The sequence below is a fragment of the Hydrogenophaga sp. genome (assembly GCF_019264445.1).
In the GTDB taxonomy this organism is placed as follows: domain Bacteria; phylum Pseudomonadota; class Gammaproteobacteria; order Burkholderiales; family Burkholderiaceae_C; genus Hydrogenophaga.
This window is the reverse complement of the sequence record NZ_JAHVAB010000058.1, coordinates 1-16,778: the sequence shown is the minus strand read 5'-3', so window position 1 is coordinate 16,778 and position 16,778 is coordinate 1. Positions and strand designations below refer to the sequence as shown.

Sequence of the window (16,778 nt, the reverse complement as noted above, 5' to 3'; positions counted from 1 at the left end):
ATGAAACGCACCCCCTTCTCCCTGGGCACACTGGCCTTGGTGGCGACCCTGGCCTTTACGGCGCTGGCGCCATCGCTGGCCTCGGCACAGGCCTACCCCACCAAGATCGTGCGCATCGTCGTGCCCTTCCCGCCCGGTGGCAGCACCGACCTGCTCGCGCGCAAGCTCAGCGAGAAGCTCACCGTCACCTGGAAGCAGACGGTGATCGTCGACAACCGCCCGGGCGCCGGCGGCACGGTGGGCGCGGACCATGTGTCCAAGTCCGATCCCGATGGCCACACGCTGCTGCTGGGCGTGACCGGCAGCAACGGCATTGCCGGCGCGTTGTATCCCAACCTGCCCTACGACATGGTCAAGGGTTTCACGCCGGTCACCGCCGTGGTGAGCGCGCCGCTGCTGATCGTGAAGAACCCCAACCTGCCCGCGAAAAACCTCGCCGAGCTGGTCGCCGCCGCGCGCGCCAAGCCCGCCTCCATCACCTACGGCTCGCCCGGCAGCGGCACCTCGATGCACCTCACGGGCGAAATGTTCAAGCTCGCCACCAAGGCCTCGTTCCTGCACATCCCGTACCGGGGCAGCGCGGGCGCACTCACCGACCTCATGGGCGGGCAGATCGACCTGATGTTTGGTGACGTGCTGGTGGTGATGCCCCAGATCCAGGGCGGCAAGCTGGTGCCACTGGCCGTGACCTCCAAACAGCGCCACCCGCTGTTTCCCAACGTGCCCACCGTGGCCGAAAGCGGCTACCCCGGCTTTGAAGCGCTGTCGTGGCAAGGCCTGTTTGCGCCACCCGGCACGCCGGTGGCCGTGGTCGAAAAAATCAACAAGGACGTGAATGCCGCGCTGACCAGCCCGGACATCCAGGAGTACTTCGTCTCGCGCGGCTTCCAGCTGGGCGGCAGCAGCGCCACCGACTACAAGGCGTTCATCGAGGCCGAGACCAAGAAGTGGGCGGCCATCGTGAAAGCCTCGGGCGCCAAGCCGGACTGAAGCGCATGAGCAACAACCCCGGTATCCGGCATGTGGGCCCGCCCGTGGAGCGCGCGGGCCAGGTGCAACCGATCTCGCCGGCGGTGGTGGTGGACGAGCGGCTGGTCTTTGTGGCGGGCCAGGTGCCCATGCGCAACGGCCAGCCCGTGGGCGACGACATCGCCAGCCAGACGCACTACACCATCGACTTGATCGAAGGCATTCTTCAGCGCGCCGGCTGCACGCTGGCCGACGTGGTCAAGACCACCGTGTGGCTGGTGCACGCGCAGGACTACGCGGCCTTCAATGCAGCGTACGCCGAGCGCTTTCCCGCCGCCACCGCGCCGGCGCGCTCGACCGTGATCGCCGGTCTGATCGCGCCGGTGCGGGTCGAAATCGAGGCCGTGGCCGTGCGACCCAGCGCCTGAAGAAGGCGCCGCAACCGCGCACCACAATGGAGCGGCTGCTATCATGAAATCCCCTTTTTTCAGCGCGTGTGGCCGGCCCCAGGCCCACGCGTCTTTGGACCATGACAGCTGCCACACCCCCGGCGCGACGCAAGCCGCGCGCCGAGACCAGCGCACCCGCCCGCCCCGTGCGGGCCGTGCGGGAGAGCCGCCAGCGCATCCTGTCCGCCATCCGCGAAGCGGCGATCCAGGAGTTCAGCCTGCATGGCCTGAAGGGCACTTCCACGCAGGCCATTGCAGAACGCGCGGGCCTCACCAAGCCGCAGCTGCACTACTACATCACCGGCAAGGAGGAGCTGTACAGCGAGCTGCTCGATTCGGTGATGATGGCCTGGAAGATCGAGTTCGCCCCGGCGGGCATGACCGACCCGGCCGAGATCCTCGCCCACTACATCCGCCAGAAGCTGGACCACGCCTTCGACCAGCCCACCGTCTCGCGCATCTTCACGCGGGAGATTCTGGACGGCGGCCACAACCTGGGGCGCTACTGGCCCAATGCCCGCGTCTGGATTCAGAAGGAAGTCGGCATGATCAACGGCTGGATCGCGCGCGGCCTCATGCGGCCGATGAACGCGCACCTGCTGCTCATGCACATCTGGGCCATGACGCAACACCACGCCGACTTTGCGCTGCAGGTGCGCGAGATCTGCGGCAGCGAACGAGACCCCCTGCCACTGAACCGCGAGGCCGTGGCCAACGACCTCATTCCGTTCGTGCTGCGCGGCTGCGGGCTCCAGCGCGACTGACATCCGCGCCGCAGGCTGCGGGCGCTGCGGGCCTGTGGCGCGAGCGACACAACACCCCGACCTTCCGTCGATCCCATGAGGGTTTTTACGCTTCTCGCGCCGGGCTTTGTTCTTATACTGACCAAATAGTCAAATTAAATGGTCAGACATTGAGCACGATCAAGGCAGAGCCTCTCCCAACCGGCTCGCTCCCTTCCCACAGCGTCCCCTGCCGCGGTGACCTGACCATTCGCGTCGATCGCGTGGTGCGCCACACGGACGAGGTCAACAGCTACGTGCTGCAGCGCATTGATGGCCTGCCGCTGCCCGCTTGCGAGGCCGGCGCGCACATCGACGTGTACCTGCCCGGCGGCCTGGTGCGCAGCTACTCGCTGTGCGGCGATCCGGCGCACACCACCGAGTCCTACCAGATCGCCGTCAAGCGCGAAACCACCGGCCGAGGCGGTTCGCGCGCCATGCACATGTGGGTGCGTGAAGGCGAAATCCTGCGCATCGGCCAGCCCCGCAACCAGTTTCGTCTGGCGCCTGAAGCCGCCCACCACCTGCTGCTGGGCGGCGGCATCGGCGTGACGCCGCTGGTGGCCATGGCCCATGCGCTGCATGCCCGGGGCGCCTCGTTCACGCTGGCGGTGTTTGCGCGCAGCGCCCAGCACCTGGCCCTGGCCAGCGAGCTGGACAAAGCGCCCTGGCGCGACCGGCTGCAGGTGCACTTCGACAACGTGCCCGCGCCCACCGACCCCGCCACCTTGCTGCAGCAAGCGCCAGAAGGCACCCATGTGTACTTCTGCGGCCCACCCGGTTTCATGACCCATGTGCGCCAGGCCTGCAGCGGCTGGGCGCCCGAGCGTGTGCATTTCGAATACTTCGCGGCACCGCCCCAGGCGGCACCCGCCACGCCCGCTGCGGCCGACACCGCCGGCTTCGAGGTGCTGCTGGCGCGCAGCCAGCAACGCCTGCGCGTGGCACCCGGCAAAAGCATTGCCCACGTGCTCCAGGCCGCTGGCGTGGCGGTGGACACGGTGTGCGAGCAAGGCATCTGCGGCTCGTGCCTCACGCCGTACATCGACGGCACGCCCGACCACCAGGACGCGTGCATGACCGACGCGGAGCGCACGACGCATGTCGCCGTCTGTTGTGCTCGCAGCCACTCGCCTACGCTGACGCTGGACCTCTGAACATCGCCATGCCGCCGCCGCCCACCGCCCCCGCTTTCATCGCCCATGCGCGGCTGCCCCGGTGGCTGCTGCCGGTCGGCTGGCCGTCTGATGAGGCCTCGCCCGCGCTGGCCGGTATCGAGATCGCCCGAGGCCGCATCACACGCGTGACCCCGATGGTGGCGGGCGCAGCCGCTGCGGCACCCGCCTGGGATGTGCAGGGCGCTCTGGTGCTGCCCGGCTTCGTCGATGCCCACACCCACCTGGACAAAGCCTTCATCCTCCCGCGCATCGGTGCCGTGAAGCCAGGGTTGCTCGGCGCCATCGACGCCGTCATCGGCGACCGCGTGCACTGGACGCACGCCGACCTGCGCGAGCGCGCCGAGCGCGGCTTGCGCTGGGCCTGGGAGGCCGGCACCACGCACCTGCGCACCCACATCGACTGGTGGGACCCGCACACACCGCCGCTGGCCTGGCACGTCATCGCCGAGCTGGCCGCCGAATGGCGCGGGCGCGTGCACCTGGAGCAGGTGGCCATGATCAAGCTGGCGCTGTTCAAGGACGACGACGAGGCGCGCCGCCTGGCGCAGTGCGTGGCCGACACCGGAGCGCACGCGCTGCTGGGCGGCTTCGTGCATTCGAGCCACTGGGACCCGGTCTCGCTGCGCCGCCTGGTGCTGGCCGCGCAGGCGGTCGATCTCGACCTGGACCTGCACGTGGATGAAGAGCTCAACCCCGATGCGCAAGGGCTGTCGTTCCTGGCGCAACTGCTGCGCGAGATCGGCTTTGCCGGGCGCGTGGTGTGCGGCCACAACTGCGCGCTGGCCGCACAGCCCGAAGCCATTGCCCTGGCCACGCTCGACGCAGTGGCGCGCGCGCCCATCACGCTGGTGTCGCTGCCCATCACCAACCTGCTGCTGCAAGACGCGGTGACCGACCGCACCCCGCGCCTGCGCGGCCTCACGCTGGTGAAGGAAGCGCGCGCGCGCGGCATTCCGCTGCTGGTGGCCAGCGACAACGTGCAAGACCCCTTCTGCCGCGCCGGCAGCCTGGACCCGCTGGAAGCCATGCAGACCGCTGCGCTGGTGGGCCAGCTCGACACCCCGTTCGACGCCTGGTCCGATGCCCTGTGCCGCAGCGACTGGCTGCAGCGCACCCCCTTGCAGCGCGCCACACTCGAAGGCGTCAGCGCCGACCTGGTGGTCTTCACCGCCGCCGACATCCACGCCTGGCCCTCCCGCAGCGCACCGCGCGTGGTGCTGCGCCAGGGCCAAGCCATCGCCCCCTGAACTCTTCCCAGGACACCGCCCATGCTGCACGGCTACTTCCCTCCACACCGCTTCCTGCCCTACCTCGCCTGGACGGAAATCACCGCACTGCCCGACCGCGAAAACACCGTCATCGTGCTGCCCGTGGGGGCCACCGAACAGCACGGGCCGCACCTGCCCTGCTCGGTCGACACCGTGATCGCCGCCGGTGTGATCGGCAAGGCGTTCGAGCGCCTGCCAGCCGAGATTCGCGCCTTTGGCCTGCCGCCGATCACCTACGGCAAGTCCGAGGAGCACCTGCACTTTGCCGGCACCATGACGCTGACCGGCACCACCCTGCTCTCTACCATGATCGAGCTGGGCGAGTCGGTCTACCGCTCGGGCTTTCGCAAGCTGGTGTTTGCCAACGGCCACGGCGGCCAGCCCCAGGTGCTGGAGATGGCTGCGCGCGAACTGCGCCTGCGCCATGGCGACTATGTGGTGGTGCCGTACGGTGTCTCGCGCGTGCCCAACGTGTCCGGGAAATTCATCAGCGAGGAAGAGCGCAAGCTCTCCATGCACGCCGGCCACTCGGAAACCGCGCTCATGCTCGCGCTCGCGCCCGACACCGTGCACATGGAGCATGCAGCGGCCTACTTCCCGCCACCCTTCCCTTCCAAGACGCTCTCGGCCGACGGCCGCCCCGCCTGCGCCTGGGTGGCGCGAGACTTCGGGCCCAGCGGCGTGATTGGCGACCCCACTACCGCCACGCGCGAACAGGGCGAGGCCATCCTCGACAGCCTGGCCGACAGCTGGGTCAAGGCCATCACCGAGCTCTACACCATGCGCTGGGTGGTTCGCGACGAACCCACCTGGGAGCGCGGCCACCACACCGGTCACATCCAGCAAACGCTGGACTGATTCCCTCTCGTTTCCCCCGTCCCTCCGCCACGTCCCCACGCTTCATCAGAAAGGCCTGCCATGTCCTCCTCCCTGAACCGCCTGTGCCGCGCCCTGGGCGCGACCGCCATTGGTGCCCTCACCCTGACCGCCGCCCAGGCGCAGGAGAAGTTCACCTTCATGACCAACTGGTATGCGCAGGCCGAGCACGGCGGCTACTACCAGGCCATCGCCAACGGCATCTACAAGAAGTACGGCCTGGACGTGACGATCAAGATGGGTGGACCGCAAATCAACATCATCCAGATCATGGCGGCCGGCCAGGCCGACTGCATCATGGGCGCGACCGACACGCAGATGATGGTGGCGCGCGGCAACGGCCTGCCCATCGTCAACGTGGCCGCGATCTTCCAGAAAGACCCGCAGGTGCTGATCGCCCACGAAGACGTGAAGTCCTTCGAAGACATGAAGGGCAAGACCATCCTGATCGCGCCCACCGCCATGCGCGGCATGTGGTCGTGGCTCAAGGGCAAATACGGCTACACCGACGCGCAGGCACGGCCCTACACCTACAACATCCAGCCCTTCGTGGCCGACAAGAACATCGTGCAGATGGGATTCCTGTCGTCCGAGCCGTTCGCCATCCAGAAGGCCGGCGTGAAGGCCAACACCTTCCTGCTGGCCGACCAGGGCTACCCGCCCTACGCCAACCTGATCTCCTGCATGGACAAGACCGTGAAGGAACGCGAGAAGACCGTGGCCGCCTTCGTGAAGGCCACTGTGGAGGGCTACAAGAGCTACCTGGCCGACCCTGCACCGGCCAACGCGCTGATCAAGAAGGACAACCCCAACATGACCGACGAGCAGCTGAACTACGGCATCACCAAGCTCAAGGAGATGGGGATCATCACCGGCAACGACGCGGCCAAGCTGGGCATCGGCATCATGACGCGCGAGCGCCTGGAGAAGACGCACGCCTTCCTGGTGGAGAACCAGATGATCGATCCGGCCAAGGTCAACCTCGATCAGGCCTACCGCCTGGACCTCATCAAGGACGTCAAGGTCCTGCCCTGAACGGTCTGCGCCCGAGCGCACGACCCCAGCGAACCGATGCGCGCCCGCGCGGCGCGCATCGGCCAGCCACCGCCCTCACTTTCTGAACCGCCCATGAAAACTGATCCAGCGTCTGCTGTCACCGCCATCGACATACGGGGCGTGCACAAAACCTACCCCAACGGCACCGTGGCCCTGCAGCCGGTGGACCTCACCGTGCGCGAAGGCGAGTTCGTCACGCTGCTCGGCCCGTCGGGTTGTGGCAAGAGCACGCTGCTGAAAATGGTGGCCGGCCTGCTGGAGCCCACGGGCGGCAAACTCCAGCTGTGGGGCCAGGGTGTGAACCAGCTCGAGCAATCGGGCCACCGCCTGGCCTTTGTGTTCCAGTCGCCCACGCTCATGCCCTGGGCCAGCGTGCAGACCAACGTGCGCCTGCCGCTGGACCTGGCGGGTGTGCCCCGCGCCGAGGCCGATGCCCGCGTGGCCGACGCGCTGGCGCTGGTGGGGCTGTCGAAGTTCGCCAAGGCTTTGCCGCGTGCGCTCTCCGGCGGCATGCAGATGCGCGTGTCGATTGCGCGCGGCCTCGTGGTCGAGCCCACGCTGCTGCTGATGGACGAGCCCTTTGGTGCGCTCGACGAAATCACCCGCCACAAGCTCGACGCCGACCTGCTGGAGCTGTGGCAGAAGAAGAACCTCACCGTGGTCTTCGTGACGCACTCGATCCACGAGGCGGTGTTCCTCTCCAGCCGCGTGGTGATGATGGCCGCACGGCCCGGGCGCATCGTGGAGGCGTTCCCGATCGACCAGCCCTACCCGCGCACACCCGACTTCATGGTCTCCACCGAATTCAGCCGGCACGCCAAACAACTGCAGGACAGCCTGCTGCGCGCCAGCCGCGACACCACCGAGGACGCGAACGCATGAGCACGAACACCCCCTTCCTGCGCCAGCCCCAGGTACAGCGCGTGCTGTACCCCGCGCTCGTGGCGATTGCCCTGGTGTCGATCTGGCATGGCCTGGTGGTCGGCCTCGAACTGCCACCCTATCTGGTGCCGTCTCCAGGCCTGATGATGGAAACGCTCATCAAGGACTGGTCCACGCTGTTTGGCTCACTGCTGATAACCATGAAGATCACCGTGCTGTCCTTCGCGGTGGCGGTGGTGGTCGGTGTGCTGATCTCGTTCCTGTTTGTGCAGAGCCGCCTCATCGAAACCGCGCTGTTTCCCTATGCCGTGCTGCTGCAGGTCACACCCATCGTGGCCATTGCGCCGCTGATCATCATCTGGGTGAAGCAACCGACGGCTTCGCTGGTGGTGTGTGCGGCGCTGGTGGCGCTGTTTCCCATCATCTCCAACACCACGCTGGGCCTGCGCAGCGTCGACCCCGACCTGCAGAGCTACTTCAAGATGAACCGCGCCTCGCGCGGCCAGATCCTCTGGCGCCTGCGCATTCCCAGTGCGCTGCCGTACTTCTTTGGCGGCCTGCGAATCTCCTCGGGCCTGGCGCTCATCGGCGCCGTGGTCGCGGAGTTTGTGGCCGGCACCGGTGGCACCAACACCGGCCTGGCCTACCAGATCCTCATGGCCGGCTACCAGCTCGACATTCCCCGCATGTTCGCCGCGCTGCTGCTGATCTCGCTGGCCGGCGTGTTCCTGTTCGTGCTCATGGCATGGCTGACCAAGGTGTCGCTGGGCTCCTGGCACGCCAGCGAAATTGCACAAGACTGACAGGGAGCCCTTCACATGACAACGCCCATTGAACAACTGCAGCACGAGCTGCCCGAGCTCGACTGGATCACCGACCCGCTGAAGATCGGTCGCCTCTCGCAAGACTTCTCGTGGTTCAGCCCGGTGCTCAAGCGCCAGCTGCTCGGCAAGCGCGGCGACATTGCGGTGAAGCCACGCACCGAAGACGACATCACCCGCCTGGCCGCGGCCTGCGCGCGCCACCGTGTGCCGCTCACGCTGCGCGGCAGCGGCACGGGCAACTACGGCCAGTCCACGCCGCTGCATGGTGGCGTGATCCTGGACATGAGCGGCTACAACGCCTTTTTGTGGTCGCGCCCGGGCGTGGGCCGCGCGCAGGCGGGCATTCGCCTGGCCGAGTTCGACAACGCCACGCGCCCCATGGGCTGGGAGCTGCGCTGCATTCCGTCCACGTTCCGCAGCGCGTCGCTCGGCGGCCTGTTCAGCGGCGGCTTTGGCGGCGCGGGCTCGATCAACTACGGTCCCATCGGTGCCGCAGGCAACATCCTGGGCATCCGCGCCATGACGGTGGGCACCGACCCGCAGGTGGTGGAGCTGCGCGGCCCTGAGGCCCTGCTGATGCACCACCTGTGGGGCACCAACGGCATCGTGCTGGAAGTGGAAATGGCATTGGCGCCCGCCCACCCCTGGCTGGAGATGATCGTCACCTTCAACGATGCCGACCGCGCGCTGGACTTCGGCAACGCGCTGGCACACGCGCCCGGCATCGTGAAGAAAAACATCGCCGTGCTGGCCGACCCGATCCCGGGCTACATGACCGCGCTGGCCGGGCACCTGCCCGCGGGTTGCCATGCCGCACTGGTGCTGGTGGCCGAGTTCTCGGAACCGGCCGCCCTGCAGGTGGCTGCCGCACACGGCGGGCAAGTCACCTACAGGAAGACGGCGGAAGAAGCCAAGGCCGCGCACCACACACTGGTGGAGTACTGCTGGAACCACACCACCCTGAACGCCTTGAAGGTGGACAAGGGCCTGACCTACCTGCAGACCACCTTCACGCCCGGCAAACACCTCGACCAGGTGCGCCGCATCCGCGAGCTGTTTGGCGACGAGGTGCTCATGCACGTCGAGTTCCTGCGCAGCATGGACGGTTTCACCACCTGCACGTCGCTGCCGCTGGTGCGCTTCACCACCGAGGAGCGGCTCAACGAGATCATCCAGATCTTCCGCGACAACGGCATCCGCGTGAACAACCCGCACACCTTCATCATCGAAGAAGGCAAGGTCGGTGGCGACCTGCCGCAGAACGTGATCGACATGAAGCAGCGCTTTGACCCCGCAGGCCTGCTCAACCCAGGGAAAATGCGTGCCTGGGGCTTGCCCAGCTAGTCAGCCCTCAACACGGAGATCCTCCATGAGCACCGGCAAACCCATGGCCCATTACGCCGCCGCACGGCGCGTGGGTGATTTCGTGTTCATGAGCGGTGTGGTGGCGGTGGACCCGCTCACGCGCCGCGGCGTGAACACCTACGAAGATGTGCCCACCAAGGCCCTGGCGGTCTTGCGCAAACTGGGCTATGTCACGGGACAGATGTCGGTGGACGCGTTCGAGGCGCCCATCGTGGCGCAGAGCTGGTTTGTGCTGGAGCGCATCCGCCAGCTGGCCGAAGAGCACGGCGGCCAGATGTCCGATGTGGTCAAGCTGGTGCAGTACTTCCGGCAGCTGCCGCACTACGCGTACTACAACCGCGTGCGCGGCGTGTTCTTTCCGGGCGAGCCCCCGGTGAGCACCGTGGTGGAGGTGTCGCGCTTCCTGCCGGGCGACGATGTGCTCGTGGAAGTGGAAGCCACGATGTACCTGCCGCGCTGATGCGCGGCGTGCGTGCCTAGCGACGCGCCAGCAGTCGCGGCACGTTCACCACCACCCGCACCTCGCCGGGAGGCAGGCTGGCTTTCACCTCATGCGCGGCGTCCAGTGTGTCGCGCAAGGTGGGCTCACCCAACGGCATGCCCTGGCGGCCCACGATGGCAAACACCTGCGGTGCATTGGCCTTGGTGCCACGGCGCGTCACCACCGCCACCTCGCCACTGGCCAGGCGCACATAGCTGCCCGGTGGATAAAAACCAATGTGCTTCACAAACAGCGCGCCCAGCGCGTCGGGCTGGTGATCGGGCCCCAGGTAGAGCTCGCGCGCCACTTGCTGAGACAGCAAGCCACCACGGCCCTGGCGCGGGCTGATGCAGGCCACGTACACGTCGGCCATCTGCAGCAGGCGCTGCGCCAGCAGCGACACCGGCTTGCCCGCCGGGTAGCCGCTGCCGTCGGGCCGCTCGTGGTGCTCCTGCACCAGCTGCAGCCACAGCGCGTCGTTCACGCCCAATTCGCGCAACACGGTGGCGCTGCGCAAGGGGTGTTCGCGCACGGTGTGGCGTTGCGCATCGTTCAGGGCACCGCTTTGGCGCGCCATGGCATCGTGGGTGCGCGTCATGCCGATGTTCATGGTGAGCGCGGCGCGAAACAGCGAACCCTGCTCCTCGGGCGACAGACCCGTGGACGGGGACACCAGCGCACACAAACCGGCAGACAGCAGCGCGTGCGACGCGCTGTAGCCCATGCGGGCGTCAAAGAGCAGTTGCACCAGCACCAGCAGGCTGTCGTCGGGTGCCGTGCGCCACAGGCGTTGCGCGCGCGCCGCCAGGCGATCAAGCTTCTCGTGGAAATGCACGGCCGCAGAGCCCTGCTGCAGCAGGCTGTTGAGCGACGTGTGCAGGTCCGTCCACACCTCGACCGGCCCCGCTTCGTCGCGGTCCACCACATGGGGCACTTCCACGGCATGGGTCAGGCCGGCAATGCGCTTGAGGGGCGCGTCGTCGCGCACCATGCGGTCGAGCTCGGTGGTGTAGCTGTACGACCAGGCACGCCAGTCCGACTCCAGCACCACCGGCCCATGCAGCATGAGCAGGCCGCGATGCTGCTCCGAGGTGATGGGCTCGCCCTTGCGCAGCAACAACACCCCCTTCGGGTCCCACACGTTCACGGGCACCGGCTGTTGCAACGCGATGGCGTCCAGGGGAAGCGGCTTGTACATGGCGGCCAATGTACGCCTCGCGCGCGGAGGCAAATCCGAGAATAAAAGCAGAAAAGCCTGCGAGTTCAAGGAACTCGCAGGCTTTCTGGGTCTGGTGGGCGGTGCAGGGTTCGAACCTGCGACCCCTGCCGTGTGAAGGCAGTGCTCTACCACTGAGCTAACCGCCCGATTGATCTGGCCGATCTCTCGGAAGCCTCGAATTATAGCCGGATTTTGAGCGACTTCAGGCCGGCTCCAACTTGCGCCACACGGTTTTTCCTTTGCTGGCCTTGTCCAGGTCCGCCAGCACACCGTCGTGCGCCTGGGCTTCGGACGCGTTGGCGCGCAGCACGGGCAGGTCAAAGCGGCTCAGGTCCAGCACCTCGACCTGGCCGTCTTCGCCAGGCGCATCGCCCAGGTCCATGAGCAGCGCGTCCTGTCCGCGGGTCATGTTGATGTACACGTCGGCCAGCAGCTCGGCGTCGAGCAGGGCGCCGTGCAGTGTGCGGCCGGAGTTGTCCACGCCCAGGCGGTCGCACAGCGCATCCAGGCCATTGCGCTTGCCGGGGAACATTTCCTTGGCCATCACCAGGCTATCGGTCACCTGGCCCAGGATGGTGGTGATGGGCGGGTGACCGAGCCGCTCCATTTCCTTGTTGAGAAAGCTGATGTCGAAAGGCGCGTTGTGGATGATCACCTCGGCATCGCGCAGGTAGTCCAGCAGCTCATCGGCAATGGCAGCGAACTTCGGCTTGTCGCGCAGGAACTCGTTGCTGATGCCGTGCACCTTTAGCGCGTCCTCATGGCTGTCGCGCTCGGGGTTCACATAGAAGTGCAGGTTGTTGCCGGTCAGCTTGCGGTTGAGCAGCTCCACGCAGCCGATTTCAATGATGCGATCGCCGTTGTCTGCGGACAGGCCGGTGGTTTCCGTGTCGAGGACGATCTGGCGCATCAGTGGTTTTCCTTGGCGTGGTTGATCGAGTACTTGGGAATCTCCACCGTCACATCGGCCTGCGCCAGCAGGGCCTGGCAGGACAGACGCGAGTTGGGCTCCAGGCCCCACGCGCGGTCCAGCAGGTCTTCCTCGGTCTCGTCGAGTTCGTTGAGGCTGTTGAAGCCTTCGCGCACGATCACATGGCAAGTCGTGCAGGCCGCGCTCATGTCGCAGGCGTGCTCGATGTTGATCTTGTTGTCGAGCAAGGCTTCGCAGATCGACGTGCCAGAGGGTGCGGCGATGCTCGCGCCCTGTGGGCAGTATTCGGGGTGGGGCAGGATCGTGATCGTGGGCATGGGAGGTTCAGACTTCTTCGAGTTTCTTGCCAGACAGGGCTTGCTGGATGCCGCGGTTCATGCGCAGTGCGGCAAAGGGTTCGGTGGTCTTGGCGAGTTCGCTGGTGGCGTTTTCGATGGCCTTGGCGTCGTCGCCAGCGGCCGTCGTTGCCAGCGATGCCAGCAGTGCTTCGATCTGTTCGCGCTCGGCGGGCTGCAGCAGGTCGGCGTCCGCAGCCAGTGCGGTGCGCGTGGCAGCCATCATGCGGTCGGCGTCCACGCGCGCTTCAACGAGTGCGCGCGCCTGGATGTCTTGCTGTGCGGTGGCAAAGCTGTCCTGCAGCATGGCCGCGATCTGCTCGTCGCTCAGGCCGTAGGCGGGCTTCACGTCCACGCGCGCTTCCACGCCACTGCCCTGCTCTTTCGCACTCACCGACAGCAGGCCGTCGGCATCCACCGTGAAGGTCACGCGGATGCGCGCGGCACCGGCCACCATGGGCGGAATGCCGCGCAACTCGAAGCGCGCCAGGCTGCGGCAGTCGGCCACCAGATCGCGTTCGCCTTGCACCACGTGCAGGGCCAGCGCCGTCTGCCCGTCTTTGTAGGTGGTGAAGTCCTGGGCCAGCGCAGTGGGAATGGCGCTGTTGCGCGGCACGATGCGCTCCACCAGGCCGCCCATGGTCTCGATGCCGAGCGACAGCGGAATCACGTCGAGCAAGAGCAAGTCGCCGTCGCGGCTGTTGCCCGCCAGCGCGTTGGCCTGAATGGCCGCACCCAGTGCGACCACTTCGTCGGGGTTGAGGTTGGTCAGCGCAGGCTGACCAAAGAACTCGCTCACGGTGCGCCGCACCACCGGCATGCGGGTGGAGCCGCCCACCATCACCACGCCCTGGACCTCGTCCTTGGTGATGCCCGCATCGCGCAGCACCTTGCGCACCGCCGTCATGGTGCGGGCGGTCAGCGCAGCCGTGCTGGCTTCGAAATCGGCTGGCGTCACGCTGTGCTCGATGCGCTGCCCCGCGACGGTTGCCGCAAAGGTTTCGCTCGTCGCGGAAGACAGCGCCTCTTTCACGCGGCGGGCTTCGGCGTGCACCGCCGCGCGCTCGGAAGCCGTGAGCGCAGCGCTCACGCCGTGCTTCGCCAGCGCCCAGGCGGCCAGCGCCTGGTCGTAGTCGTCACCGCCCAGGGCCGAATCGCCACCCGTGGCCATCACTTCGAACACCCCTTGCGTCAGGCGCAGGATGGAGATGTCGAACGTGCCGCCACCCAGGTCGTAGATCGCGTAGACACCCTCGGACCCGTTGTCCAGGCCATAGGCGATGGCCGCTGCGGTGGGCTCATTGATCAGTCGCAACACGTTGATGCCGGCCAGCTGGGCGGCGTCTTTGGTGGCCTGGCGCTGCGCGTCATCGAAGTAAGCCGGCACGGTGATCACCGCGCCGTAGAGGTCGTCATCGAAACTGTCCTCGGCGCGAAAACGCAAGGTGGCCAGAATCTCGGCGCTGACCTCCATGGGCGTCTTGCGCCCGGCCACGGTGTCCACCACCGCCATGCCGTCCTGCTCAACCACGCTGTAAGGAAGCTTGTCGACATCGGCCACCTGCGCACGGCTGCGGCCCATGAGGCGCTTGACCGAACTCACCGTGTTGGCCGGGTCCTGCACCTGCGCCGCCAGCGCGTCAAAGCCGATCTGCCGTCCGGAGCCGCCCTGGGCGGGATCGAGGTAGCGCACCACACTGGGCAGGATCACACGGCCATCTTCGGCAGGCAGGCACTCGGCAACGCCGTGGCGCACCGCAGCCACCAGCGAGTGCGTGGTACCCAGGTCAATGCCCACCGCCACCCTGCGTTGATGCGGGTCGAGGGATTGGCCGGGTTCGGAAATCTGCAGAAGCGCCATGGGTGATCGATCGGTTCAAAAACGTAACTGGCTATTGTCCCAGCAGATCGATCCGGTTCTCCACATCGCTGGCAAAGCGCTCAACGAACATAAGGGCTCTGACTTGCTGGGCAAGTGCTGACCAGTCGTGGTGCACATCGGCAGTGGTCTGCAGGTCTTGCAGCATGGCGCGCCGTGCGGTGCTCACCTCGTCGGCCATGCGCTCCAGGTCTTCCAGGCGGGTGGCTTCGTCAAGATCTTCGCGCCACTGCATCTGCTGCATCAGGAACGACGCCGGCATGGCGGTGTTGTCCTCGGCCTGGATGGGTGCCCCGTGGAGTTCGCACAGGTAGGCTGCTCGCTTGAGCGGGTCCTTCAGGCGTTGGTACGCCTCGTTGATCCGCACCGACCACTGCATCGCCTGACGCTGGGCCTGTGCATCGGCGGTGGCAAAACGGTCGGGGTGCGCTTCGCGCTGCAGCGCCTTCCACCGGGCATCGAGCGCGGCGCGGTCGAGCTCAAAGCGGGGGTCGAGGCCAAAGATCTCGAAGTCGTTCGATTGCAGGTTCAGGTTCATGACAAGAAAAAGCCGCCGGCGCTGTTCAGCACGGGCGGCCTCGGTAGAAGGTCACGGGATCAGATGCGAAAGCTCTCGCCACAGCCACAGCGGTCGCGCTCGTTCGGGTTGTTGAAACGAAAGCCCTCGTTGAGGCCTTCGCGCACGAAATCGAGCTGCGTGCCGTCGATGTAGGCCAGGCTCTTGGGGTCGACCAGCACCTTCACGCCGTTGTCTTCGAACACCACGTCTTCCGGGGCGATCTCGTCGGCGTACTCGAGCTTGTAGGCCATTCCGGAACACCCGGTCGTCTTCACACCCAGGCGCACACCCACGCCCTTGCCGCGCTTGGCGATGTAGCGGTTGACGTGCCGGGCAGCGGCTTCAGAAATCGAAATGGCCATCTTTGTTTGCTCTCTCCATGGCGCCACATCGGCGAAATGTCTTCTCAAGTACACGCCACAGAACCGGCTTTGCCGGGCTGCAGGCGTGGTCCCCATGGGGGAAGACGCGAAGCGGCGCAGGGATCCTTAGTTCACGTGCTTCTTGCGGTAGTCGTCCACCGCGGCCTTGATGGCGTCTTCGGCCAGGATCGAGCAATGGATCTTCACGGGCGGCAACGCCAGCTCTTCGGCGATCTGGCTGTTCTTGAGGGCGGCAGCCTGGTCAAGCGTCTTGCCCTTGACCCACTCGGTCACGAGTGACGAAGAAGCAATGGCCGAACCACAGCCGTAGGTCTTGAAACGAGCGTCTTCAATTACGCCGGTGGTCGGGTTGACCTTGATCTGCAGCTTCATCACGTCACCGCAGGCCGGTGCGCCCACCATGCCGGTGCCCACCGAATCGTCACCCTTTTCAAAAGAGCCCACGTTGCGGGGGTTTTCGTAGTGATCAACAACTTTGTCTGAATAAGCCATGGTGTTTCTCCTTCAATGCGCTGACCACTGGATGGTGGACAGGTCAATACCGTCTTTGAACATTTCCCACAGCGGGGACAACTCGCGCAGCTTGGCCACGTTTTCCTTGATGGTGGCAATCGCGTAGTCGATTTCTTCTTCGGTCGTCCAGCGGCCGATCGTCATGCGAAGGCTGCTGTGCGCGAGCTCGTCGCTGCGGCCGAGCGCGCGCAGCACGTAGCTGGGCTCCAGGCTGGCCGAGGTGCAGGCCGAACCGGAAGATACCGCCAGACCCTTGATGCCCATGATCAGCGACTCGCCTTCGACGTAGTTGAAGCTCATGTTGAGGTTGTGCGGTACGCGGCGCGATTCGTGGCCGTTGATGAACACCTCTTCCACGTCCTTGAGGCCAGCGACCATGCGGTCGTGCAGCGCCTTGATGCGAATGTTTTCTTCGTGCATTTCGGCCTTGGCGATGCGGTAGGCCTCGCCCATGCCCACACACTGGTGCGTCGGCAAGGTGCCCGAACGCATGCCACGCTCGTGGCCACCACCATGCATTTGCGCCTCGATGCGGATGCGGGGTTTGCGGCGCACATACAGCGCACCAATGCCCTTGGGGCCGTAGGTCTTGTGGCTGGTCAGGCTCATCAGGTCAATCGGCAGGCTCTGCAGGTCGATGTCGACACGCCCGGTGGCCTGTGCCGCGTCGACGTGGAAGATCACACCCTTCTCACGGCAGATCGCACCGATCGCGGCGACGTCCTGAATCACACCGATTTCGTTGTTGACGAACATGACCGAAGCCAGGATGGTGTCCGGGCGGATCGCGGCCTTGAACACATCCAGGTCGAGCAGGCCGTCCGCCAGC

General features: G+C 66.2%; 19 protein-coding genes and 1 tRNA gene. 11 read left to right on the top strand and 9 right to left on the bottom strand.

What is annotated here, in order from left to right; all coding sequences use genetic code 11:
* From KXJ60_RS11040 to KXJ60_RS10990, 11 genes are all read left to right on the top strand, one after another.
* A complete protein-coding gene (locus KXJ60_RS11040; protein WP_291127167.1) occupies window positions 1-990 on the top strand; it encodes a tripartite tricarboxylate transporter substrate binding protein in 990 nt (329 codons plus the stop codon).
* A gap of 5 nt (window positions 991-995) precedes the next feature.
* Entirely contained in the window at window positions 996-1,397 is a 402-nt protein-coding gene (locus KXJ60_RS11035; RefSeq protein WP_291127165.1) for a RidA family protein, read from the top strand.
* A gap of 101 nt (window positions 1,398-1,498) precedes the next feature.
* Window positions 1,499-2,182, top strand: a complete 684-nt coding sequence (locus tag KXJ60_RS11030) for a TetR family transcriptional regulator C-terminal domain-containing protein (RefSeq protein ID WP_291127163.1) — start codon at window positions 1,499-1,501, stop codon at window positions 2,180-2,182.
* A gap of 245 nt (window positions 2,183-2,427) precedes the next feature.
* Window positions 2,428-3,357 (top strand): PDR/VanB family oxidoreductase, encoded by a 930-nt coding sequence (locus tag KXJ60_RS11025; protein WP_291127161.1) that lies wholly within the window; start codon window positions 2,428-2,430, stop codon window positions 3,355-3,357.
* 8 nt (window positions 3,358-3,365) lie between these two features.
* A complete protein-coding gene (locus KXJ60_RS11020) occupies window positions 3,366-4,625 on the top strand; it encodes an amidohydrolase family protein (RefSeq protein ID WP_291127160.1) in 1,260 nt (419 codons plus the stop codon).
* A 21-nt stretch (window positions 4,626-4,646) separates the two neighbouring features.
* Entirely contained in the window at window positions 4,647-5,504 is an 858-nt protein-coding gene (locus KXJ60_RS11015) for a creatininase family protein (protein ID WP_291127158.1), read from the top strand.
* Window positions 5,505-5,564: 60 nt separating this feature from the next.
* Entirely contained in the window at window positions 5,565-6,557 is a 993-nt protein-coding gene (locus KXJ60_RS11010; RefSeq protein WP_291127156.1) for an ABC transporter substrate-binding protein, read from the top strand.
* Between the two features lie 93 nt (window positions 6,558-6,650).
* Entirely contained in the window at window positions 6,651-7,460 is an 810-nt protein-coding gene (locus tag KXJ60_RS11005) for an ABC transporter ATP-binding protein (protein WP_291127154.1), read from the top strand.
* On the top strand, window positions 7,457-8,263 hold the full coding sequence (locus tag KXJ60_RS11000) for an ABC transporter permease (protein ID WP_291127152.1): 807 nt from the start codon (window positions 7,457-7,459) through the stop codon (window positions 8,261-8,263). The genes KXJ60_RS11005 and KXJ60_RS11000 overlap by 4 nt, the downstream gene beginning before the upstream one ends.
* A 15-nt stretch (window positions 8,264-8,278) precedes the next feature.
* The gene (locus tag KXJ60_RS10995) at window positions 8,279-9,628 is read left to right on the top strand and encodes an FAD-binding oxidoreductase (protein ID WP_291127151.1); all 1,350 of its coding nucleotides are present in this window, start codon (window positions 8,279-8,281) and stop codon (window positions 9,626-9,628) included.
* 25 nt (window positions 9,629-9,653) lie between these two features.
* Window positions 9,654-10,109 carry a RidA family protein gene (locus KXJ60_RS10990; RefSeq protein WP_291127149.1) on the top strand — a complete coding sequence of 152 codons (456 nt, stop codon included), beginning with the start codon at window positions 9,654-9,656 and terminating at the stop codon, window positions 10,107-10,109.
* A 16-nt stretch (window positions 10,110-10,125) separates the two neighbouring features.
* Here the strand turns inward: KXJ60_RS10990 and KXJ60_RS10985 are convergent, their stop codons facing one another.
* The 9 genes from KXJ60_RS10985 to KXJ60_RS10945 all read right to left on the bottom strand — a co-directional run.
* Window positions 10,126-11,328: an HD domain-containing phosphohydrolase gene (locus KXJ60_RS10985; RefSeq protein ID WP_291127147.1), complete on the bottom strand. Its 1,203-nt coding sequence runs from the start codon at window positions 11,326-11,328 to the stop codon at window positions 10,126-10,128.
* Between the two features lie 92 nt (window positions 11,329-11,420).
* Window positions 11,421-11,495, bottom strand: a tRNA-Val gene (locus KXJ60_RS10980).
* A 56-nt stretch (window positions 11,496-11,551) separates the two neighbouring features.
* On the bottom strand, window positions 11,552-12,259 hold the full coding sequence (gene dnaQ, locus KXJ60_RS10975; protein WP_291127145.1) for a DNA polymerase III subunit epsilon: 708 nt from the start codon (window positions 12,257-12,259) through the stop codon (window positions 11,552-11,554).
* Entirely contained in the window at window positions 12,259-12,597 is a 339-nt protein-coding gene (gene fdx / locus KXJ60_RS10970) for an ISC system 2Fe-2S type ferredoxin (RefSeq protein ID WP_291127143.1), read from the bottom strand. The genes dnaQ and fdx overlap by 1 nt, the downstream gene beginning before the upstream one ends.
* A 7-nt stretch (window positions 12,598-12,604) precedes the next feature.
* On the bottom strand, window positions 12,605-14,476 hold the full coding sequence (gene hscA / locus KXJ60_RS10965) for a Fe-S protein assembly chaperone HscA (protein WP_291127141.1): 1,872 nt from the start codon (window positions 14,474-14,476) through the stop codon (window positions 12,605-12,607).
* Window positions 14,477-14,507: 31 nt separating this feature from the next.
* Window positions 14,508-15,026 carry a Fe-S protein assembly co-chaperone HscB gene (gene hscB / locus KXJ60_RS10960; protein ID WP_291127480.1) on the bottom strand — a complete coding sequence of 173 codons (519 nt, stop codon included), beginning with the start codon at window positions 15,024-15,026 and terminating at the stop codon, window positions 14,508-14,510.
* A 65-nt stretch (window positions 15,027-15,091) separates the two neighbouring features.
* Window positions 15,092-15,415, bottom strand: a complete 324-nt coding sequence (iscA, locus tag KXJ60_RS10955; protein WP_291127139.1) for an iron-sulfur cluster assembly protein IscA — start codon at window positions 15,413-15,415, stop codon at window positions 15,092-15,094.
* A gap of 126 nt (window positions 15,416-15,541) precedes the next feature.
* Window positions 15,542-15,928 (bottom strand): Fe-S cluster assembly scaffold IscU, encoded by a 387-nt coding sequence (iscU, locus tag KXJ60_RS10950; RefSeq protein WP_291118536.1) that lies wholly within the window; start codon window positions 15,926-15,928, stop codon window positions 15,542-15,544.
* A gap of 12 nt (window positions 15,929-15,940) precedes the next feature.
* Window positions 15,941-16,778, bottom strand: an 838-nt coding sequence (locus KXJ60_RS10945; RefSeq protein ID WP_291127137.1) for an aminotransferase class V-fold PLP-dependent enzyme, incomplete at its 5' end; no start/stop codon positions are given.